This window comes from Paenimyroides marinum, assembly GCF_900108395.1.
GTDB classification, from domain to species: domain Bacteria; phylum Bacteroidota; class Bacteroidia; order Flavobacteriales; family Flavobacteriaceae; genus Flavobacterium; species Flavobacterium marinum.
Map to the genome: position 1 here is coordinate 23,643 of NZ_FNXE01000006.1, position 20,949 is coordinate 44,591.

Genomic DNA, 20,949 nt, shown 5'->3' on the forward strand with positions numbered 1-20,949 from the left:
CTCAAAAAAAATTTAATAGAATAATGAAATACTTAAACAATACGCCAAGGTCTGAATGGCAAATTTTAGCCAAAAGACCTGTGATTGAGAAGAGAAACTTAGACGACATCGTAAACAATATCATTGATAAAGTAAGGATAATGGGTGATGTTGCACTTAGAGAATTTACGTTAGAATTCGATGAATTCAATTTAGGCGAGCTAAAAGTAAGCCCTGCCGAAATCGAAAAAGCAAAATCTCAGGTCTCAGAGGAACTGAAACAAGCGATTTCTGTTGCCTATAACAACATCTACAAATTTCACGCTTTTCAGAAAGTTACAGAAATACCTGTCGAAACAATGGAAGGTATTACTTGCTGGAGAAAAAACGTTGCCATAGAAAATGTAGGGTTGTATATCCCCGGTGGTTCCGCTCCGCTATTTTCCACAATACTGATGTTGGCAATTCCTGCACAAATTGCAGGTTGTAAAAACATTGTTTTGTGTACGCCTTGTGATCAAAATGGAACGATTAATCCAGCAGTTTTGTACACCGCTTCCTTTTTGGGAATTAATCAGATTTATAAAATAGGCGGAGCCCAAGCCGTTGCTGCTTTGGCTTATGGTACAGAGAGCATTCCGAAAGTGGATAAAATTTTCGGACCTGGTAACCAATTTGTAACCAAAGCAAAAGAACTTGTTCAAAAAAACGGAATTGCTATTGATTTGCCTGCGGGGCCAAGTGAAGTTTTGGTGATTGCCGACAAAAATGCCGATGCAGAATTTATTGCGGCCGATTTACTTTCACAAGCAGAACACGGAACTGACAGCCAGGTTGTTTTTACAACTAATTATGAACCTTTGATAGAGCAAGTGAATCTTGCTTTGGAAAAACAATTGAGTACTTTACCAAGAGCTGGTTTAGCAAAAAAAACATTGGAAAACAGCTTTTCTGTATTGTTCAATTCAGTTGATGAATGTATAGATTTTAGTAATGTTTATGCTCCCGAGCATTTGATTTTGGCAATTGAAAACCCAACAGAATATTGTGATAAAATTCTAAATGCAGGTTCCGTTTTTCTTGGAAATTATGCCTGTGAAAGTGCCGGAGATTACGCCAGTGGAACCAATCATACATTGCCAACAAATGGTTATGCCAAGAGTTATAGCGGTGTTTCGTATGATAGCTTTGTAAAAAAAATTACGTTTCAAAAAATCACACCAAGAGGTCTTCAAAACATCGGAGCTACCGTGGAAATTATGGCACAAGCAGAACAATTAACAGCGCATAAAAACGCAGTGAGTATCAGGCTTAAGAAAATAAACAATTAGAATATGGAAAATTTAGTCAGAAAAAATATTCTTAATCTTTCTCCGTATTTAAGTGCGAGAGAGGAATATTCCGAAAAGAAAGGCGTTTTTTTGGATGCCAATGAAAATCCATTCGGAATTTACAACCGTTATCCCGACCCTTACCAAGAAACATTAAAACAACGATTGTCGGAGATTAAAAACATTCTGTCCAATCGAATTTTTATCGGAAACGGAAGCGATGAAATCATTGATATTGCTTTTCGTATTTTTTGCGAACCTTATAGAGACAAAGCGTTGACATTCATACCTACTTATGGCATGTATGAAGTTTCAGCCAATATCAATGCAGTTGAACTTATCAAAATTCCTTTAAATTCCGATTTTCAAATCGACAAAAAAACAATTGAACCGTTTTTTTCGGACAAAAATTTGAAATTGATTTTTATCTGTTCTCCTAATAATCCGACAGGTAATCTTTTGAAATCAGAAGACATCGAATTTATCTTACAAAATTTCAAAGGAATTGTGATTGTAGATGAGGCATATATTGATTTTTGTGATCAACCTTCTTTTCTTGAAAAAATAGAAAAATATCCGAATTTGATTGTGAGTCAAACATTGAGTAAAGCGTGGGGATTAGCAGGAATTCGCTTGGGGATTGCTTATATGAACGAATCTTTTTTGTCATATTATAATAAAGTAAAAGCTCCTTACAATATAAGTGCCGTCAATCAGAAAATAGCTTTGGAAACCCTCCACAACATTGAAGAATATGAGCAAAAACGAAATGAAATTCTTTCAGAAAAAACAAAACTCATCAATGAATTAAAAGGCTTAAAAATCGTTCGAAAAATATATCCATCAGATGCAAATTTTTTGTTGATTGAAGCTGATAATGCCAACGAATTATACAGCCAATTGATAGCAAAACAAATCATCATCCGAAACAGAAATACCGTAATTCCAAACTGTCTACGGATAACAGTTGGAACCCAAGAGGAGAATCAAAAATTAGTAATCGCTTTAAAACAAATCAGCAATGGCTAAAAAAGTATTATTTATAGATCGTGACGGCACCATCATCAAAGAGCCGGCAGATTTTCAAATTGACCGCTTTGAGAAATTGAAATTTTTGCCGTTTGCCATTAGTTGTTTATCAAAAATATCACGGGAATTGGATTTTGAACTGGTAATGGTAAGCAATCAAGACGGCTTAGGAACAGCTTCTTTTCCCGAAAACACGTTTTATCCCGTCCAGAATTTCATCCTTCAAACATTGAAGAATGAGGGTGTTGTTTTCAAGGATATATACATTGACGGGTCGTTTGAACACGAAAACAAACCCACGCGAAAACCACAAACGGGTATGCTTGGCAAGTATATGTACGGCAATTATGACCTGAAAAATTCGTTTGTCATCGGCGATAGAAAAACCGATGTTCAATTAGCTGAGAATTTAGGAACAAAATCGATTTTTATAAGTGATGATAATTCTTTGAATGCAACACTCATCACAACTGATTGGAACAAAATTTATCAATACCTGAAAGCTCAACCGAGAATCGGAAAAACCCAACGCAAAACATTAGAAACGGATATTTTTGTTGAAGTGAATTTGGATGGAAGTGGAAAATCGAGCATTGATTCAGGTTTGCCGTTTTTTGATCACATGTTGGAACAAATTTCCAAACACGGAAATTTGGATTTGAACATACAGGTAAAAGGCGATTTGGAAATAGACGAGCATCACACGATTGAAGACACAGCGATTGCTTTTGGAGATGCGTTATTGCAAGCTTTGGGAAGCAAAAAAGCAATTGAACGTTATGGCTTTTTATTACCAATGGATGATTGTCTGGCTCAGGTAGCAATTGATTTTGGAGGGCGTCCCTGGTTGGTTTGGGAAGCAGGATTTAAACGTGAAAAAATTGGCGATATGCCAACAGAAATGTTTTATCATTTTTTTAAATCATTTAGCGATCAAGCACGATGCAATTTGAACATCAAAGCAGAAGGCAAAAATGAACACCACAAAATCGAATCGATTTTCAAAGCTTTTGCTAAAGCCATAAAAATGGCTGTCAATAAAACAGAAAACTATAACATCCCAAGCACAAAAGGTACATTATGATAGCTATTTTGAAATACAATGCAGGAAATACAACTTCGGTAGAAAATGCAATAAAAAGTTTAGGTTATGCAGCATTGGTAACAGATGATGTTTCGCTTTTGAAATCAGCTGAAAAAATTATTTTTCCAGGGGTTGGAGAAGCGAGTTCTGCAATGAAATATTTACGAAAAAGAGGTTTAGATGAAGTAATAAAAAATCTAGAACAACCTGTTTTGGGAATTTGCTTGGGTATGCAATTGTTATGTGAATCTTCTGAAGAAGGTGATACAGAAGGTTTGGGGATTTTCAAAACAAAGGTTCGTAAATTTCCACTTAAAGATATAGTTCCTCATATGGGTTGGAATAATTTTACTGCTGTAAATGGAGATTTGTTTCAGCATATTTCAATTGAAAACGATTGCTATTTTGTGCACAGTTATTATGCGGAATTATGTTCGGAAATAGCTGCTACAACCAACTATATTTTACCATTTAGTGCTGCTTTGCAAAAGGACAATTTTTATGCTACTCAATTTCATCCTGAAAAATCGTCTTTAACGGGTTTACAAATCTTAAAAAACTTTCTTGAGTTATGAGAATTATTCCAGCTATAGACATTATTGAAGGTAAATGTGTTCGCTTGACCAAAGGCGATTACAATCAGCAAAAAACATACAACGAAAATCCGTTGGAAGTTGCCAGAATGTTTGAAGATTTTGGAATAAACTATTTACATCTGGTAGATTTGAACGGTGCAAAAGCAGGGCAGATTGTCAATTACAAAACTTTGGAATTACTGGCTGCAAAAACCAAACTGAACATTGATTTCGGCGGTGGAATAAAATCTCTGAATGATGTTGAAACGGCTTTCAATGCAGGAGCAAAGCAAATAACTGTTGGAAGTATTGCTGTCCAAAAACCGGAACTGATGTTGGAATGGCTGAACCAATTCGGAGCAGATAAAATCATCTTGGGTGCAGATTGTAAAAATCGAAAAATCGCAACTAACGGTTGGCTGGAAAATAGTGAACTGGATGTTTTATCATTCATTACAGAATATACAGAAAAAGGCACAAAATACAGCATTGTAACAGACATTGACAAAGACGGGATGCTTTCCGGTCCTGCTTTTGGATTATACGAAGAAATTTTATCTGACAATAAAATACAGCTCATTGCAAGTGGTGGTATTACGACAATTCAAGACCTGATTCTACTCAAAGAAATGGGTTGCGAAGGAGCAATTATCGGAAAAGCTATTTATGAAGGAACTATTAAACTAAAAGAACTTTCGGAATTATGTTAAAGAAAAGAATCATTCCGTGTTTGGACATCAAAGACGGGCGAACGGTAAAAGGCATCAACTTTGAAGCCATTCAAGATGCTGGAGACCCGATAGAATTGGCTCAACGTTATGTTCAGGAAGGAGCAGACGAATTAATGTTTTTGGACATCACAGCTACACTCGAAAAGCGAAAGACACTCTCTGAATTGGTTACACGAATTGCTTCTGAAATCAATGTTCCGTTTACCGTAGGTGGAGGAATCAACAGTTTAGACGATGCAAAAAGAATTATTGATGCAGGTGCCGACAAAATAAGTATTAATTCTTCAGCCATTCTGAATCCTGAACTCATCACGGAAATTGTTAATGAATTCGGAAGTCAATGCGTGGTTTTGGCTATCGACACAAAATGTGTTGATGAAAAATGGGAAGTTTTCCGAAATGGAGGAAGAACCGCAACCGGATTGAATGCGATACAATGGGCTCAAAAAGGTGTTACGCTCGGAGCAGGAGAAATTCTGCTAACTTCAATGAACAATGACGGAACCAAAGCAGGTTTTGCATTAGACATAACAAAACAAATTTCAGAAAATGTTTCTGTCCCTGTTATTGCTTCGGGAGGAGCAGGTACAATGCAGCATTTTTTCAATGTTTTCAATCAAACTAAAGCTACGGGAGCTTTGGCAGCAAGTGTTTTTCACTATGGACAAATTCCAATTCCAACACTTAAACAATTTTTAAACAAACAAAATATACCTATCAGATTATGAATATAGATTTCACAAAAGGAAACGGACTTGTTCCGGTTATCATCCAAGACGAAACAAATTTTCAGGTTTTGATGCTCGGATTTATGAATGAAGAAGCATATAACAAAACCGTTTTGGAACAAAAAGTTACTTTTTTTAGCCGAACCAAAAACCGATTATGGACAAAAGGAGAATCTTCAGGAAATTTTCTCCGTGTGAAAAATATTCAGTTGGATTGTGATAATGACACCTTACTCATTCAGGTAAAAGCAGATGGTTCAACTTGTCATACAGGTTCGGTTTCTTGTTTTAATACAAATTCTTCTAAAGGATTTTTGTATCAATTGGAACAAACTATTCATCAACGGATCGATGAAAATACCGAAACTTCTTATACCAACAAATTATACAAAAGAGGCATCAACAAAGTGGCTCAAAAAGTAGGCGAAGAAGCTGTAGAATTGGTCATCGAAGCGAAAGATAATAATACAGATTTATTCAAAAATGAAGCTGCGGATTTATTGTATCATTTTTTGATTCTACTAAAAGCTAAAGGATTTACTTTGGAGGATATAGAACAAGTCTTGTGCAAAAGAAATAAATAACTTTCTGAATATCAAATCAATAAAACTAAATATGATAATATTTTTTGAACTTTGAAAATTTGGTATTCAATAAGATTTTTTCGGTAAAGATGAACAAAATTAATCCTAAAATGAATAAATTTTACAACACACAGTCAATACTATCGATGAAGCGTATCAAATGATGATATATCTGCAAGATTACTTGATGTTGATATTGTACAACTTAAAAAGAACTTAACAGAACTAAAAACAAAAAAATCCACAAGTATAAACCTGTGGATTCAAACCTCTCGCAAAATTGGTTTAAAAAAATATTATTTATCAATTGAACCTAAAACGCGTTGCATAAAGTTGTTCAAAGCTTCTTTTTTAGGTGTGCCTCCTTTAATCATTTTATCAACCTCAACGGCTCCATACATGTTTGAAATTAATTCGGCAATAACGTCTAATTCCTCATCTTTTAACGATGGAACTTCGCATAAAGCTTCTAAAACTTCAATGGTTTCATTGATGTAATCTTGGTCGTTTTCCTCGATAAACTGAGTTAAATGTTTGATAACAGGTAATTTCATAGAAACTTATAATTTGTTAACTAATTCAGCTAAAACATCAGCTTTATTGGTTTGCGTTTCATCTACCAAAGCACCTTGGTTAAAAATAGCGAAAGTTGGCAAGTTAGAAACATTTGCTAATTTTCTTGATTCAGGAAATTTCTCTGCATCAACAATTACAAAAGTAATTCCGTCTTTTTCAGTTGCCATTTTTTTGAATTTTGGTTTCATGATACGGCAGTTTCCACACCATGAAGCAGAAAATTGTACCGCAACTTTAGGATTTTGTGAAACAATTTCCTGTAAGTTATCTTGTTCTAATTCTAATATCATCATTTTTTGTTTTAAGTTTAGATTCAGGTTTACAATTTAAAAACCTGAATCTAAAAGTATTAGTTAAGTCTTGCTAAATACTCAGCTGTAGAAGTGCGGTCTGCAGTCATTGCTTCTTTACCTTCTTCCCAGTTTGCCGGACAAACTTCACCGTGTGTTTGAACGTGGGTATAAGCATCAATTAATCTTAAATATTCGTTTACGTTACGTCCTAAAGGCATATCGTTTACTGATTCGTGGAAAATTTTTCCGGTTTCGTCAATTAAATACGTTGCACGGTATGTTACGTTTGAACCTTCGATTTGTACTGAATCTAATTCTTCATTGTACACTTCTGAAGTTACATCTAAAATACCCAAAACGCTTGACAGGTTACGTGTAGCATCTGCCAATAAAGGATAAGTAACCCCCTCAATACCACCGTTATCTTTTGCTGTGTTTAACCAGGCAAAGTGTACTTCGTTTGTGTCGCAAGAAGCGCCAATTACGATAGTGTTTCTTTTTTCGAATTCTGATAAAGCTGCCTGGAAAGCGTGTAACTCGGTAGGACAAACGAAAGTAAAATCTTTTGGATACCAAAATAATAATACTTTTTTATTGTTTTTTGTTGCTTCTTCTAAAACGTTGATTCTTAAATTGTCACCCATTTCTGAAATTGCGTCAACTGTAATGTTTGGGAATTGTTTTCCTACTAATGCCATAATTTTTATTTTTTAATTAATGATTCTTGTTATTTTTTGTAGCACAAAGATATGTTCAATTTAATAGATTTCCATAAATAATTTATTGTTAATATTTATTATTTGATAGATTTTACTTATAATGAATGAATTTTAAATCAATAACAATCTTTTTGTAAAATTAGTTAGATTTACCAAATTAAAAAATAACAATTATCATACTTTAATAGCAAATGAATGTTTTCCGAAAAAAAAATATAACCAATATCTTAAATGAATTAGAAGCTAATGAAGGCAAACAGGAAAGCTTAGGAAAATTTTTAAGTCAGAAGGATCTGATCTTTTTCGGAATTGCTGCTATTGTGGGGGCTGGTGTGTTCAGTACCATTGGACAGGCAAGTTTTGACGGTGGTCCGGCAGTAATTTTCCTGTTTATGTTTACCGCTTTAGCTTGTGGATTTGCAGCCATGGCGTATGCCGAGTTTGCTTCAATGGTTCCGGTTTCAGGTAGTGCATACACCTATAGTTATGTTGCTTTTGGCGAAATGATTGCATGGATTATTGGTTGGGCACTCATTATGGAATATGCTGTTGGAAACATTACCCTGGCTATTTCGTGGAGCGATTATTTTACAGGTTTACTTGACAATATGGGCATTCATTTACCGCAATGGGTTCAAATGGATTATCTTTCGGCAAACAATGGTTTTAACGATGCTGTTGCTTTAATGACAAGCGGAAAAACGTTTGAAAATTTACCCGCCAATTTGCAACTGGCTCATACGGCGTGGACAACAGCACCGCAAATCGGGAGCTTCCATTTTGTAGCCGATATTCCTGCTTTAGGGATCATTATTTTAATTACCTGGCTAGTTTACCGCGGAATGAAAGAATCACGCAACGCCAGCAATATCATGGTTTACGTAAAACTGGCTGTAATTGCCTTGGTTCTTATTGTGGGAATTTTTTATGTAGATACTGATCATTGGGATCCGTTTGCACCTAACGGATTATCGGGCGTTTTAAAAGGCGTTTCGGCAGTATTTTTTGCCTATATTGGTTTTGATGCCCTATCTACCACTGCCGAAGAATGTAAAAATCCGCAACGCGATCTGCCCCGAAGCATGATTTGGTCTATCGTAATTTGTACTTTACTATACATCGCTATTGCATTAGTTTTAACCGGAATGGTTAATTACAAGCAGTTAAACGTGGGTGATCCGCTGGCTTATGTTTTTGATCAGGTCAATTTAAAATGGTTTGCCGGTGTGGTGGCAGTGAGTGCCGTGATAGCAATGGCGAGTGTGCTGTTGGTTTTTCAAATGGGGCAACCACGAATCTGGATGAGTATGAGTCGTGACGGATTGTTACCGCCAAAGTTTTCCAAAGTGCATCCAAAATACAGAACACCTTCATTCGCTACCATTGTAACCGGGTTTGTAGTTGCCGTTCCCGCCTTGTTTATGAACCTGACCATGGTGACCGATTTGTGCAGTATAGGTACATTGTTTGCCTTTGCTTTGGTTTGTGCCGGTGTGTTGGTTTTGCAGGATAAAGATATACCAAGAGGAAAATTCAGAATCCCATATTTAAATGGAAAATTTATTTTGCCTGTGGGATTTATTTTAGGATTGATTTCTGTTTTTATCTGGAATAAAAACGGAGTAGAAACTTTTGTTTACAATACGCCACAAGTGTATGAACCTACCGATTTTGTTACTCAACTTTCTAAAGAAGAATCAGTTAATGTATTTCAGTATATAGAAACCAATTATCAATTAAAAGCGATTGATTTTGCCAATGATTTAGAAACAATGCTTTCAACAGTCAACCAAAATTCGCATATCGAATATGTTTCTTTAATTGAGAAAGCTCCGGTTGATGAGCACTTGAAGTTTGAAACGGGCTTTAATTTATTCAAACATAAAATACCCATGTGGCTGTTTCTAATAGCAATGATTTTTTTGTGTATCTGGAGCTTTAAAAAGAATCTTTCACTAATACCCATGTTGGGATTGATTTGCTGTATTTATATGATGGCAGAATTAACCATTTGGAACTGGGTTTATTTTTCTGCTTGGCTGTTGATAGGTTTGATTATTTATTTTAGTTATTCGCGTTTTCATAGTAAGTTGAACGATTAACCATCTTAAACAAGGAAGGATTTTATCATATTTTTCATAAATTTGGATATCAAAACCACACACTTTACTTTTAATTTGTTTAAAATAACGTATTGTTTTATAAAAAATAACCAATGAAAAAAAACTTACTGATTTTTTTTGTATTATTTTTAGTTACGCGTATTACTACGGCACAGCAGACTATAAGCAAACTTGATTCGATAGAAATTGAATTAAACAAAATAAAACAACGCAACGATTTATTAAGGATCAAAGATTCTATCCGAACGCAGCTATTAAAAAATGAGTTAAACAGTATTGTAAATCCTCAGGGCAATGAACTGGAATGGTATAAAACTGAATTGTTAAAAATAAAACAAGAAGATTCTGTTCACTTAAGCAATCAAAAAGCAGAAATTGAAAAATTGCGAGAAAATGCAAAGCCCTATCCTGTAAAATTATTTAATGATACGATATTTAATGTTTATTCCGGTTTAGGACCTTTTTCAGCGAAAGAACGGGCGTTGTCTGCACAAAATGAAATTCAGGAATTATATGCAAAGAAACTATATTTTAAGGATTCATTACAGTTAATGACCACCCAAAACTACATCAATATAGTTTATCAAGGCACTATCATCACAAGTATTTCGCAAGAAGACGCACTTTGGGAAAACGTTACCCCTGATTCACTGGCAGCAAACTATTTGCAAACAATAAAAGCAAGTATTGATAAAAACAGGATTTCCCACACCTTTGAGAACATACTCATTCGTTGGGCAATGGCAATAGGTATAGTATTGGTGTTTTTAGCACTTATTTATTTTCTACGAAAGTTAACACGTTTTGGAATAAGAAAGATTATTTCATGGATGAACCGCGATTTTGAAGGAGTTAAAATTAAAAATTACCAGTTCATAAGTCCTTATAGAATTAAAGTATGGATGATTAAAACACTTAGATGGGTTTATATTGTTTTGTTTTTCTTGTTAACCGGAATTTCTATTAGTTTAATTTTCAGCATTTTTCCGGTGACAGAACATTGGGCATATATGTTTTTACATGGCATTTGGAAACCATTGAAAGAATTGGGAATTTCCATATACAATTACTGGCCAAAATTACTGCATATTATTATTGTTCTCATGGTAGGTCGCTATGCTGATAAACTTTTACATTTCTTTTCTAATGAAATAGAACGCGGAATGCTAAAAATAAAAGGTTTTCATCCGGAATGGGCAAAACCAACCTATCATTTAATACGAATTTGCTTGATAGCCTTTGTAATTATAATGATTTTTCCATATTTACCCGGGTCTGATACCACAGCGTTTAAAGGTGTTTCTGTATTTCTGGGGATATTGATTTCTTTAGGATCTTCTTCAGCCATTGCTAATACCATAGCTGGTTTTATCATTACTTATATGCGTCCGTTCCAAATTGGCGATTGGATTAAAGTGAATGATGAAGTTGGAGAAGTTATTGAAAAAACATCATTGGTAACTCGTTTACGAACCATTAACAATGAAGATATTACGATACCCAATTCAATGATACTTTCAAATAAAACCATTAATTACAGTTCATCATCAGCAAAAACATGCTTGATTATTCCTATTGATATTAACATCAATTTCGATGTTCCTATAGAAAAAGTAAACGAGCTGCTTATCAAAGCCGCATTAGAAACCCAACACGTTGTTGCTTATCCAAAGCCGTATGTTTTCAAAAATAAAATATTAGATACTTATATAAGTTATCAGCTCAATGCATTTACGAAAACTCCTCAGCGAATGTATTTTATTACTTCAGATTTAAACGAAAACATTCTAAAAGTTTTTAAAGAAGAAGGAATTGATTTGCTTTCTCCAAAATTTTATGCAAAACCGAAGAGTTAGTCAATTTCCGTAAAAGTAAAAAAGAAACCCTTTCAAATGCTGAAAAGGTTTCTTTTTATGTCGGTAAAATTACCTTGCTCTTCTGCGTTTTAATTCTTTATCCAACAAATCCAGTTCGCGGTTTGTTTGTCCGGCAACTGATGTGTTTTCATTAGCACGGCGTATCAAATAAGGAACCACATCGAAAACTGGTCCAAAAGGTAAATATTTAGCTACGTTGTAATTATTATTTGACAGATTATAACTGATATTGTCGCTCATTCCGTACAATTGTCCAAACCAAATACGTTTGTCGTTATGAGAAATGTTATGCTGATGTAGCAAATCCATAAGCATATAACTGCTGTCTTCGTTATGTGTACCGGCAAACAGCGCTATTTTATTGTCTAAATTTTCAACCATATACGTTACGGTTTTATTAAAGGTAGCATCGGTTTGGGCTTTGGTAGCACAAATAGGCGAGGGGTATCCTTTTTCTTCGGCACGGGCACGTTCTTTTTCCATATATGCACCACGAACCACTTTAAAACCAACATGAAAACCTTCTCGCAATCCTATAGCATGTGTATTCTTAACAAAATCAAATCGATCCCAACGATACGTCTGTGCCGTGTTAAAAACAATACATTTCTCTTTGTTGTATCTGCGCATCATGTTTAAAACCAAATCATCGGCGGCATCTTGCATCCAGCTTTCTTCGGCATCAACCAGCAGTAAAACATCTTTTTCATAAGCAGTTCTGCAAATAATGTCAAAACGTTCTACAATGCGGTTCCACTCTTGTTGTTCGGTATCGGTAAAAGGTAAATTATCGCCTTTCTTTTCATAAAGGTAAAACCTGCCAACACCTGTGGGTTTAAAAACAGCAAACGGAATAGCTTCACGTTCTTTGGCAAACTCTATGGTTTTCAAAGTCATTTGCAAACCTTTGTCAAACTGCTCTTCGGTTTCTTTTCCTTCTACAGAATAATCTAAAACCGACGACACACCTTTGGTGTACATTTTATCAACTACTTTTAAGCAATCCTGCTCGGTAACTCCGCCACAAAAATGATCAAAAACAGTAGATTTGATTAATCCTTTAACGGGTAAATTTGTAGAAATGGCAAAATTGGTTAATGAAGTTCCAATTTTTACTAATGTATTACTGCTTATCAGCTTAAATAAATAGTATGCCTTATTTAGTTCGGTGTTGTTTTTTAAAGCAAAAGCAACTTCGGTATTATCAAATATCTTTTCCATTAGGTTTAAAGTTGTAATGCAAAGATACAATAGTTCTAAAAATTGCTTTATTTTTACATCAAATTTTTTTACGCATGCAAATACAAGCAGCAGACTATACGGTTTTTTTTGGTTCTGACTATTATTCAGAGCTTTCGCATCTTATTTCTAAAAAAAAATATTCTAAAATTGTTTTACTGGTCGATGAAAATACGGCACAATATTGTCTGAATTATGTATTGCAATGGCTGGCAATTGATGTAGCGTTTGAAATTATTGAAATTGAGCCTGGCGAAGAAAATAAAACCATTGAAACCTGCACTGCTGTTTGGGAAAGTTTAATTGAATTGAATATTGACCGGAAAGCCCTGCTAATTAACATTGGGGGTGGAATGGTGTGCGATTTAGGCGGATTTGTAGCTGCAACGTATAAACGAGGCATTGATTTTGTTAATATTCCCACTACGTTATTGGCTATGGTTGATGCCTCTGTGGGAACAAAAACCGGAGTGAATTTAGGCGGATTAAAAAATATGGTCGGTAGTTTTTACCAGCCGCAAATGGTTTTAATTGATGGTACTTTTTTAGAAACCTTACCGGGCAACCAGATGCGGTCCGGTTTGGCAGAAATGTTTAAACACGGATTAATTGCCGACACTTCGTATTGGAACCAGCTGAAAAATTTAAACGAATTAACAACCAACGATTTACTGTTATTGATTTATCATTCGGTATCCATAAAAAACGAAATTGTTTTGCAGGATCCTTTAGAACAAAATGTGCGCAAACTGTTAAATTTTGGACATACTTTGGGGCATGTGATTGAAACATACAGTCATTCCGGTAAAGGCATAAAACCTTTGTTACACGGCGAAGCCATTGCTATTGGAATGATTCTGGAAGCTTTTATTTCGTATAAAAAGAATTTCTTAACAGTAGCTTCTTATTTAGAAATAAAAGAAACTTTAAATTTAATGTTTGAAAGTATTGTTTTTACCAAAAATGATATTGAAATTTGTACCAATTTACTAATACACGACAAAAAAAATGAAAACGGCAACGTACAGTTTACCTTGTTAAGCGCTATTGGTAAAGGTGTTATAAACGAACTTGTTGAAAGCGAGATGATTAATGAAGCTTTTAACGATTATTTGGTTGATTAATTTTATATCTCGAATTTTGTAAGTGAACAAAAGTTGTAACATTTATATTAAAAAAGTATTTAAGCCATTGCTTACAAAAGTAAATGACAAAAGAATACAATTTGGTTTATTGATTAAATCATTTAAAACCGTGACGTTAAGTCAAATCTACAATCAAAAATTATCAATTGCTTTTGCCAATATCAGAGTTTGAAATCTATTCATAAAAAAGAAACTAAAACAATTAATAATTTAAAAGCAGATTTTTTATGAATACTAAATATTTCGACTTAATCAACCAAACATTTTATTTTCCGCAGGAAGAATTTACTTTAAATAAAGACAACTTAATGTTCCATAATATCGATTTAATGAAATTGGTAGAACAATACGGAACACCTTTAAAATTTACATATCTTCCGCAAATATCAAACAATATAAACAAAGCAAAAGGCTGGTTTAGAAATGCAATGGAAAAGCATAAGTACGAAGGCGATTATTACTATTGCTATTGTACAAAAAGCTCGCATTTTGAATATGTAATGAACGAGGCTTTTAAAAACAACATTCACATTGAAACCTCGTCTGCGTTTGATATTAATATTGTAGAAAAATTATTAGAAACCGGTAAAATCAACAAAAAAACCAATATTATCTGCAACGGATTTAAACGCGATCAATATGTTGAAAACATTGCACGTTTATTAAATAACGGACATAAAAATACCATTCCCATTATTGATAACTACGAAGAATTGGACTTGTTGCAAGAGCAAATTAAAGGAAAATTCCAAATAGGTATCCGTATTGCATCAGAGGAAGAACCTAAATTTGAATTTTATACCTCGCGTTTAGGAATTGGTTATAAAAATATTTTGCCGTTTTACCGAAAAACCATTGCTGAAAACCCAAAAGTTGAATTAAAAATGTTGCATTTTTTCATCAATACAGGTATTCGCGATACGGCATATTACTGGAACGAACTGGGTAAATGTTTAAAAGTTTACACCAATCTTAAAAAGGAATGCCCCACACTGAATAGCCTGAATATTGGCGGAGGATTCCCTATTAAAAATTCCTTGAGTTTTGATTACGATTATGCGTATATGGTTGATGAAATTATCAATCAGATAAAAATGGCATGCGATGAAGCAGAGGTTGATGTACCGAATATTTTTACGGAATTTGGTTCGTTTACAGTAGGTGAATCGGGCGGAGCCATTTACAAAGTATTGTATCAGAAACAACAAAACGATCGTGAAAAATGGAACATGATCGATTCGTCGTTCATTACCACATTGCCTGATACTTGGGCAATTAACAAGCGTTTTATTATGCTGGCGGTAAATCGCTGGAACGATTCGTATGAGCGTGTTCTTTTAGGCGGATTAACTTGTGATTCAGACGATTATTATAATTCTGAACAAAACTGGAATGCCATTTATCTGCCTAAATTTAATAAAGAAAAACCGTTGTACATTGGTTTCTTTAACACCGGGGCGTATCAGGAAACTATTGGTGGGCAGGGCGGTATTCATCACTGTTTAATTCCACAGCCAAAACACATTTTGATTGACCGTGATGAAAACGGAATTTTAGCAACCGAAGTGTTTTCTGACCAACAAACAGCTGATGACGTATTAAAAATTCTAGGTTACACAAATAACAAACAAACAAATAATAAAGAATAAAACTATGAAAGGTCCTATTTCTCAATTTATCGAGCATAATTACCGTCATTTCAATGCGGCCGCATTGGTTGATGCTGCAAAAGGATATGAACAACACTTGTTAGAAGGTGGAAAAATGTTAATTTCTTTGGGTGGTGCAATGTCAACTGCAGAGTTAGGTGTTTCTTTGGCAGAGATGATCCGTCAGGATAAAGTACACATTATTTCATGTACAGGTGCCAATCTTGAAGAAGACGTAATGAATTTAGTGGCACATTCACATTATAAAAGAATTCCTAACTATAGAGATTTAACTCCGGAACAAGAACGTGAATTATTAGACACGCATTTTAACCGTGTTACCGATACGTGTATTCCTGAAGAAGAAGCATTCCGTCGTTTACAACAACATTTAGAAGACGTCTGGCATGCAGCAGAAGCAAAAGGAGAACGTTATTTACCGCACGAATTTTTATACCAGGTAGTAAATTCGGGTGTGTTGGAACAATATTATGAAATCGATCCAAAAGACTCCTGGATTGTTGCAGCAGCAAAGAAAAACTTACCTATTGTTTGTCCGGGTTGGGAAGATTCAACTACAGGAAACATCTTTGCAGCAAACGTCATAAAAGGAAACTTAAAAGCATCAACAGTAAAGTCGGGTATCGAATACATGATTTACCTAACAGAATGGTACCGTGCCAATTCTGAAGGAAAAGGCGTAGGTTTTTTCCAGGTAGCAGGTGGAATTTCAGGAGATTTCCCAATTTGTGTAGTACCAATGATGTATCAGGATTTAGAGTGGGAAGATGTTCCTTTCTGGTCTTATTTCTGTCAGATTTCCGATTCAACTACCTCTTACGGATCTTATTCAGGTGCTGTTCCAAACGAAAAAATCACTTGGGGGAAATTAGATATCGATACGCCAAAATTTATGATCGAATCTGATGCTACAATTGTTGCTCCTTTAGTATTTGCTTATATTTTAGGTCACTAAAAAAAACTAAAAAAAAGTTTCAAATTATTTGCATAATAGTGTGATGCTATAGTATTTTTGAAACCATAATAACAGGTACAATAATGAAGAGAATAATTGTTGATTACGCAAAATTAACAAATGAAATTTTAACCTTATTAGTTGAAAAATTTCCCGACGGATATGACGACACAGACGTTATCCAATTTACCAATGCTAAAGGCGAACTGATTGAAGCCGTAGAAGTAAGAACAGAAGATACTATTTACTTGGTAAAAGTCAGTACAAAATTGCAAGATCGTATAGAAAGCTTTGAAGAAGACGATTTATCTGCTGTAGATTCAATCAACGTAAAAGATTTAGATATAGAGGAAGACGAAGACGAAGAAGAGGAAAAATCTAAAAAACCATCTAAGAAGAAATCTGTAAAGAAAAAAGATGACGACGATGATGAGGAAGACGAAGAAGATGATGAGGATTTTGATGAGCAGGAAGAAGAATACGACGACGAGGAAGAAGAATAGAAAAAAAATCGAACTTTAAAGTTCGATTTTTTTTATTCCCTGAACTTTACCTCAAAAATCCAAAATAAATATAGCATTAGTTCGCATAAAATTGTACTTTTACAACCAAACAACACTTCGATAATGAGTTCAAAAATATTGTTAACTTCAAAAGAAGTTGATATCATCTTACATCGGTTAGCATGTCAGTTGATAGAAAAACATAACGATTTTTCTAACACGGTCTTAATTGGTATCCAACCACGCGGAAAATTTTTGGCAGAACGCATAGCCTCTATATTAAAAAACAATTACGGAATCGCAGCTGTTGAATTAGGCTTTTTAGACATTACCTTTTTCAGAGACGATTTTCGTCGAAGCGATAAACCTCTCGAAGCTAATAAAACACAGATAGACTTTTTGGTAGAAGACAAAAACGTTATTTTTATTGATGATGTTTTATACACAGGTCGCAGTATTCGTGCAGCTTTAACTGCCATTCAATCTTTTGGTCGTCCTCAAGAAATTGAATTGTTGGTTTTGATCGATCGCCGATTCAGCAGACATTTACCCATTCAGCCTGATTATTTAGGCCGTCAGGTTGATGCCTTTAATAACGAAAAGGTAAAAGTTCAGTGGAAAGATGTCGATGCAGCTATCGATGAGGTCTATTTAATATCCAATCCGTCATAATTTTAAACAACACAACAGCAAATTCAAAATGAAAGAATTAAGCGTTAACCATTTATTAGGAATTAAATACATCAATAAAAACGATATTGATTTAATCTTTGAAACTGCCGATCAGTTTAAAGAAGTTATTAATCGTCCCATAAAGAAAGTTCCTTCGTTACGTGATATTACCATTGCCAATATATTTTTTGAAAACAGTACACGAACCAAATTGTCGTTTGAACTGGCTCAAAAAAGACTTTCAGCCGATGTGATTAGTTTCTCTGCCGCACAGTCATCTGTTAAAAAAGGAGAAACACTGATTGATACCGTAAACAACATCCTTTCCATGAAAGTAGATATGGTAGTGATGCGTCACAGCAATCCGGGAGCAGCTCATTTTTTATCGCGCAATGTAAAGGCAAGTATCGTGAATGCCGGTGATGGAGCACATGAACACCCAACACAAGCTTTGTTAGACAGTTTTTCTATTCGTGAGCGTTTAGGTGAAGTTACCGGAAAAAAAGTAGTTATTGTAGGTGATGTTTTACACTCACGTGTGGCATTGTCAAACATTTTTGCGTTGCAGATGCAAGGCGCCGAAATAATGGTTTGCGGACCAAAAACATTGATCCCAAGATACATTACCAATTTAGGTGTAAAATACGAACCTAATTTACGTAAAGCCTTAGAATGGTGCGATGTTGCTAATATGTTACGCGTACAAAACGAACGCTTAGATGTCAATTATTTTCCGTCAACGCGTGAATACGCACAACAATACGGGGTTGACAAAGCATTGCTTGATTCGCTGAATAAAGAAATCGTGATTATGCACCCGGGACCAATCAATAGAGGGATAGAAATCACTTCTGATGTAGCCGATTCGCAACAATCTGTTATTTTAGATCAAGTCGAAAACGGTGTAGCGATTCGTATGGCGGTTATTTATTTGTTGGCATCTAAAATAAAATAGTTATCTTTAAAATATGAAAGTCAAAGAGAAAAATAACGTGATTGTTTTTAAGAAAAGTAGCGAAGATTTATCTGGATTTGCAGAGAAAATTTTAGAGCAGCCCCATGTATTTAAAGGCAAAAACGTATTGATTGATTTGGAAGAAATAGCTTTACGACCATCACAGATCATTCCTTTTGAACCATTGGCTACACTGCAAAAAGAACAAAAAAAATCGTTTGTCATTGTTGCCGATGTTGATTTTGATGAAATTTCTGAAGAAATCATTGTGGTACCAACCATTCAAGAAGGTTTTGATATTATTGAAATGGAAGAAATTGAACGAGATTTAGGTTTTTAAGTTAGATTTGATTGTTATGTTCAATATTTTCTAAACACATACCAACAAATGAATATTAGTAAAAAAATAATAACTTCTTCTACTATAATCTTAACCCTATACAGCTGTGGTTTTGATAAATTTGGAGAATGGGATATTTCTGAAGTATATGCTCAAAAAATTGAAGGAACATCTAAAATTTTATACAAGTATGATGCTTGGGGAGGACGAGATTCTAATGCTAATGGCTTTATTATTTTAGACTCAACTGAAACTTTTAAAATTGACTTAAATAATGCTTTACCTTTTTATAATCTTTCAGAAATTCCTAACAAATCAAAGATAGAAGGAATTAAACATGAATGTTATAATTCTTGTTCTGAAGAATATTATAAAACAGAACCTATATTTTCTCCAATGAAAATTGATAATTTTCAATTTAAAGGAATTAATATAAAAAACATTGTATATCAATATCGTGGAATATCTGAAAGGAATAGAGGTTTAAGAGGTGATTTTGTTTTTGAAAAATTTGTCGAAACAAAAGACAGTATATATTTCTTCAATCTTAAAGAAGAAAAATATGTTGATAATAAACATTTAGATGAACTGAAACTAAAAAAAGGAGAGGTTTATCTTAGTGAAAATGAAGCTGGAGAAATCACTAAAATTGTGATTAACCAAATAACTTTAAATCCTCGAAATAAAGATATAATTGAAGTATCAACTTATTTTCTTACGTCAAAAAACAAAATAAAAAGTAGTGATTTTTCTGACAGAGGAATATTTAAGGAAATCAAAATAACAAAATAATACGCTACACAACAAAGCTTTACAAAATAACATTTAGTTCAAAGTTTGTGCCTTGTAAACCGCAAAAGTCAATTTTTATTGGCTTTTTTGTAATTTAGCAAATAAATTGGTCTTTCACCCAAGACTATTAGTTTAATGTAAATGAAACTTAATATTTTAGGTTGCTATTCTGCAACACCCCGCACCATTACCAACCCCACCTCGCAGGTTTTAGAGATAAATAACCAAATGTATCTCATTGATTGTGGTGAAGGAACCCAGGTGCAGTTGCGCAAACACAAAATCAAGTTTTCAAGAATCAACCAGATATTTATTTCACATTTACATGGCGACCACTTCTTTGGATTAATTGGTTTAATATCTACTTTTTCTTTATTAAACCGCCCGAATGACCTTCATATTTACGGTCCCAAAGGCATCAAAGAAATCATACTTCTACAAATAAAATTAAGCAAGTCGTACACGAAATACAACCTGTTTTTTCATGAACTGGAATCTACGGAATCAGAATTGATTTTTGAAGATGATAAAGTAGAAGTACACACCATTCCGTTAAAGCACAGGGTGTACGCCAATGGATTTTTATTTAAAGAAAAACCAGGTTTACGACGGATAAATATCGATGCTGCACAAGAACAAAATATAGAAGTTTGTTATTTTAATAAATTAAAGCAAGGCAGTGACTTACAACGTGAAGACGGTACAATCATTAAAAACGAAACGGTAACATTTGATCCACAACCTATACAGTCGTACGCTTTTTGTTCGGATACTGTTTATAACGAAGAGATTATTCCGTTGATCAAAGAAGTGGACGTATTGTACCACGAAAGCACTTTTTTAGAACGAGATATTGAAAAATGCATTCCCACAGGTCATTCGACCGCGATGCAAGCTGCCGAAATTGCAAAAAAAGCCCATGTTAAAAATCTGATTTTAGGGCATTATTCCACAAGGTATCCGGAAATTGAATTGTTTAAAAAAGAAGCCGAGACGGTTTTTCAGCCGGTTCTTTTAGCAGATGACGGTAAAGTATTTAAATTTTAAGA

At 34.3% G+C, this 20,949-nt stretch carries 22 protein-coding genes; 18 read left to right on the top strand and 4 right to left on the bottom strand.

Annotation, left to right across the window (positions count from 1 at the left end):
• Positions 1–23: 23 nt before the first annotated feature.
• Genes hisD through hisIE form a run of 7 tightly spaced genes read left to right on the top strand, consistent with a single transcriptional unit; the run spans position 24 to position 6,041 of the window.
• Positions 24–1,310, top strand: a complete 1,287-nt coding sequence (hisD, locus tag BLW20_RS03390; protein ID WP_091096355.1) for a histidinol dehydrogenase — start codon at positions 24–26, stop codon at positions 1,308–1,310.
• A gap of 3 nt (positions 1,311–1,313) precedes the next feature.
• Positions 1,314–2,339, top strand: a complete 1,026-nt coding sequence (gene hisC, locus BLW20_RS03395) for a histidinol-phosphate transaminase (RefSeq protein WP_091096357.1) — start codon at positions 1,314–1,316, stop codon at positions 2,337–2,339.
• On the top strand, positions 2,332–3,423 hold the full coding sequence (hisB, locus tag BLW20_RS03400) for a bifunctional histidinol-phosphatase/imidazoleglycerol-phosphate dehydratase HisB (protein ID WP_091096358.1): 1,092 nt from the start codon (positions 2,332–2,334) through the stop codon (positions 3,421–3,423). Before hisC ends, hisB begins: the two co-directional genes overlap by 8 nt.
• A complete protein-coding gene (gene hisH, locus BLW20_RS03405) occupies positions 3,420–3,998 on the top strand; it encodes an imidazole glycerol phosphate synthase subunit HisH (protein ID WP_091096360.1) in 579 nt (192 codons plus the stop codon). The genes hisB and hisH overlap by 4 nt, the downstream gene beginning before the upstream one ends.
• Positions 3,995–4,708, top strand: a complete 714-nt coding sequence (gene hisA / locus BLW20_RS03410; RefSeq protein ID WP_091096363.1) for a 1-(5-phosphoribosyl)-5-[(5-phosphoribosylamino)methylideneamino]imidazole-4-carboxamide isomerase — start codon at positions 3,995–3,997, stop codon at positions 4,706–4,708. Before hisH ends, hisA begins: the two co-directional genes overlap by 4 nt.
• Positions 4,702–5,457 (top strand): imidazole glycerol phosphate synthase subunit HisF, encoded by a 756-nt coding sequence (hisF, locus tag BLW20_RS03415; RefSeq protein WP_091096365.1) that lies wholly within the window; start codon positions 4,702–4,704, stop codon positions 5,455–5,457. Before hisA ends, hisF begins: the two co-directional genes overlap by 7 nt.
• Positions 5,454–6,041: a bifunctional phosphoribosyl-AMP cyclohydrolase/phosphoribosyl-ATP diphosphatase HisIE gene (gene hisIE, locus BLW20_RS03420; protein ID WP_091096367.1), complete on the top strand. Its 588-nt coding sequence runs from the start codon at positions 5,454–5,456 to the stop codon at positions 6,039–6,041. The genes hisF and hisIE overlap by 4 nt, the downstream gene beginning before the upstream one ends.
• Before the next feature lie 296 nt (positions 6,042–6,337).
• Here hisIE and BLW20_RS03425 read toward each other — a convergent pair whose 3' ends face one another.
• Genes BLW20_RS03425 through BLW20_RS03435 form a run of 3 tightly spaced genes read right to left on the bottom strand, consistent with a single transcriptional unit; the run spans position 6,338 to position 7,608 of the window.
• Positions 6,338–6,595 (bottom strand): DUF6952 family protein, encoded by a 258-nt coding sequence (locus BLW20_RS03425; protein ID WP_091096370.1) that lies wholly within the window; start codon positions 6,593–6,595, stop codon positions 6,338–6,340.
• A gap of 6 nt (positions 6,596–6,601) precedes the next feature.
• Complete coding sequence (locus tag BLW20_RS03430; protein WP_091096489.1) at positions 6,602–6,907, bottom strand: thioredoxin family protein; 306 nt, start codon at positions 6,905–6,907, stop codon at positions 6,602–6,604.
• A 59-nt stretch (positions 6,908–6,966) separates the two neighbouring features.
• The gene (locus BLW20_RS03435; RefSeq protein WP_091096372.1) at positions 6,967–7,608 is read right to left on the bottom strand and encodes a peroxiredoxin; all 642 of its coding nucleotides are present in this window, start codon (positions 7,606–7,608) and stop codon (positions 6,967–6,969) included.
• A gap of 212 nt (positions 7,609–7,820) precedes the next feature.
• Here BLW20_RS03435 and BLW20_RS03440 point away from each other — a divergent pair, with 212 nt between their 5' ends.
• Positions 7,821–9,731: an amino acid permease gene (locus BLW20_RS03440; RefSeq protein ID WP_091096374.1), complete on the top strand. Its 1,911-nt coding sequence runs from the start codon at positions 7,821–7,823 to the stop codon at positions 9,729–9,731.
• A 113-nt stretch (positions 9,732–9,844) separates the two neighbouring features.
• Complete coding sequence (locus BLW20_RS03445) at positions 9,845–11,608, top strand: mechanosensitive ion channel family protein (RefSeq protein ID WP_091096376.1); 1,764 nt, start codon at positions 9,845–9,847, stop codon at positions 11,606–11,608.
• Positions 11,609–11,677: 69 nt separating this feature from the next.
• On the opposite strand, the gene BLW20_RS03450 is transcribed toward BLW20_RS03445, so the two are convergent.
• Complete coding sequence (locus BLW20_RS03450) at positions 11,678–12,850, bottom strand: proline dehydrogenase family protein (RefSeq protein ID WP_091096378.1); 1,173 nt, start codon at positions 12,848–12,850, stop codon at positions 11,678–11,680.
• Positions 12,851–12,924: 74 nt separating this feature from the next.
• Here BLW20_RS03450 and aroB point away from each other — a divergent pair, with 74 nt between their 5' ends.
• The 9 genes from aroB to BLW20_RS03495 all read left to right on the top strand — a co-directional run bounded on the left by aroB (position 12,925) and on the right by BLW20_RS03495 (position 20,947).
• Complete coding sequence (aroB, locus tag BLW20_RS03455) at positions 12,925–13,992, top strand: 3-dehydroquinate synthase (protein WP_091096380.1); 1,068 nt, start codon at positions 12,925–12,927, stop codon at positions 13,990–13,992.
• A gap of 248 nt (positions 13,993–14,240) precedes the next feature.
• Positions 14,241–15,662 (top strand): arginine decarboxylase, encoded by a 1,422-nt coding sequence (locus BLW20_RS03460; RefSeq protein WP_091096383.1) that lies wholly within the window; start codon positions 14,241–14,243, stop codon positions 15,660–15,662.
• Between the two features lie 4 nt (positions 15,663–15,666).
• Entirely contained in the window at positions 15,667–16,638 is a 972-nt protein-coding gene (locus tag BLW20_RS03465) for a deoxyhypusine synthase family protein (RefSeq protein WP_091096385.1), read from the top strand.
• Between the two features lie 83 nt (positions 16,639–16,721).
• On the top strand, positions 16,722–17,141 hold the full coding sequence (locus BLW20_RS14655) for a DNA primase (protein WP_177165023.1): 420 nt from the start codon (positions 16,722–16,724) through the stop codon (positions 17,139–17,141).
• Positions 17,142–17,264: 123 nt separating this feature from the next.
• Positions 17,265–17,813: a bifunctional pyr operon transcriptional regulator/uracil phosphoribosyltransferase PyrR gene (gene pyrR / locus BLW20_RS03475; protein WP_091096386.1), complete on the top strand. Its 549-nt coding sequence runs from the start codon at positions 17,265–17,267 to the stop codon at positions 17,811–17,813.
• Between the two features lie 28 nt (positions 17,814–17,841).
• Entirely contained in the window at positions 17,842–18,768 is a 927-nt protein-coding gene (locus BLW20_RS03480) for an aspartate carbamoyltransferase catalytic subunit (protein ID WP_091096388.1), read from the top strand.
• Between the two features lie 13 nt (positions 18,769–18,781).
• A complete protein-coding gene (locus BLW20_RS03485) occupies positions 18,782–19,108 on the top strand; it encodes a hypothetical protein (RefSeq protein ID WP_091096390.1) in 327 nt (108 codons plus the stop codon).
• Positions 19,109–19,156: 48 nt separating this feature from the next.
• On the top strand, positions 19,157–19,900 hold the full coding sequence (locus BLW20_RS03490; protein WP_091096392.1) for a hypothetical protein: 744 nt from the start codon (positions 19,157–19,159) through the stop codon (positions 19,898–19,900).
• Positions 19,901–20,041: 141 nt separating this feature from the next.
• Positions 20,042–20,947, top strand: coding sequence for a ribonuclease Z (locus BLW20_RS03495; RefSeq protein ID WP_091096394.1), 906 nt, complete (start codon positions 20,042–20,044; stop codon positions 20,945–20,947).
• Positions 20,948–20,949: the final 2 nt, after the last annotated feature.

Excerpts from the sequence above, each read along its gene's own strand:
- hisD (WP_091096355.1), top strand. The coding sequence starts at position 24 with ATGAAATACTTAAACAATACGCCAAGGTCTGAATGGCAAATTTTAGCC.
- hisC (WP_091096357.1), top strand. The coding sequence starts at position 1,314 with ATGGAAAATTTAGTCAGAAAAAATATTCTTAATCTTTCTCCGTATTTA.
- hisB (WP_091096358.1), top strand. The coding sequence starts at position 2,332 with ATGGCTAAAAAAGTATTATTTATAGATCGTGACGGCACCATCATCAAA.
- hisH (WP_091096360.1), top strand. The coding sequence starts at position 3,420 with ATGATAGCTATTTTGAAATACAATGCAGGAAATACAACTTCGGTAGAA.
- hisA (WP_091096363.1), top strand. The coding sequence starts at position 3,995 with ATGAGAATTATTCCAGCTATAGACATTATTGAAGGTAAATGTGTTCGC.
- hisF (WP_091096365.1), top strand. The coding sequence starts at position 4,702 with ATGTTAAAGAAAAGAATCATTCCGTGTTTGGACATCAAAGACGGGCGA.
- hisIE (WP_091096367.1), top strand. The coding sequence starts at position 5,454 with ATGAATATAGATTTCACAAAAGGAAACGGACTTGTTCCGGTTATCATC.
- BLW20_RS03425 (WP_091096370.1), bottom strand. The coding sequence starts at position 6,595 with ATGAAATTACCTGTTATCAAACATTTAACTCAGTTTATCGAGGAAAAC.
- BLW20_RS03430 (WP_091096489.1), bottom strand. The coding sequence starts at position 6,907 with ATGATATTAGAATTAGAACAAGATAACTTACAGGAAATTGTTTCACAA.
- BLW20_RS03435 (WP_091096372.1), bottom strand. The coding sequence starts at position 7,608 with ATGGCATTAGTAGGAAAACAATTCCCAAACATTACAGTTGACGCAATT.
- BLW20_RS03440 (WP_091096374.1), top strand. The coding sequence starts at position 7,821 with ATGAATGTTTTCCGAAAAAAAAATATAACCAATATCTTAAATGAATTA.
- BLW20_RS03445 (WP_091096376.1), top strand. The coding sequence starts at position 9,845 with ATGAAAAAAAACTTACTGATTTTTTTTGTATTATTTTTAGTTACGCGT.
- BLW20_RS03450 (WP_091096378.1), bottom strand. The coding sequence starts at position 12,850 with ATGGAAAAGATATTTGATAATACCGAAGTTGCTTTTGCTTTAAAAAAC.
- aroB (WP_091096380.1), top strand. The coding sequence starts at position 12,925 with ATGCAAATACAAGCAGCAGACTATACGGTTTTTTTTGGTTCTGACTAT.
- BLW20_RS03460 (WP_091096383.1), top strand. The coding sequence starts at position 14,241 with ATGAATACTAAATATTTCGACTTAATCAACCAAACATTTTATTTTCCG.
- BLW20_RS03465 (WP_091096385.1), top strand. The coding sequence starts at position 15,667 with ATGAAAGGTCCTATTTCTCAATTTATCGAGCATAATTACCGTCATTTC.
- BLW20_RS14655 (WP_177165023.1), top strand. The coding sequence starts at position 16,722 with ATGAAGAGAATAATTGTTGATTACGCAAAATTAACAAATGAAATTTTA.
- pyrR (WP_091096386.1), top strand. The coding sequence starts at position 17,265 with ATGAGTTCAAAAATATTGTTAACTTCAAAAGAAGTTGATATCATCTTA.
- BLW20_RS03480 (WP_091096388.1), top strand. The coding sequence starts at position 17,842 with ATGAAAGAATTAAGCGTTAACCATTTATTAGGAATTAAATACATCAAT.
- BLW20_RS03485 (WP_091096390.1), top strand. The coding sequence starts at position 18,782 with ATGAAAGTCAAAGAGAAAAATAACGTGATTGTTTTTAAGAAAAGTAGC.
- BLW20_RS03490 (WP_091096392.1), top strand. The coding sequence starts at position 19,157 with ATGAATATTAGTAAAAAAATAATAACTTCTTCTACTATAATCTTAACC.
- BLW20_RS03495 (WP_091096394.1), top strand. The coding sequence starts at position 20,042 with ATGAAACTTAATATTTTAGGTTGCTATTCTGCAACACCCCGCACCATT.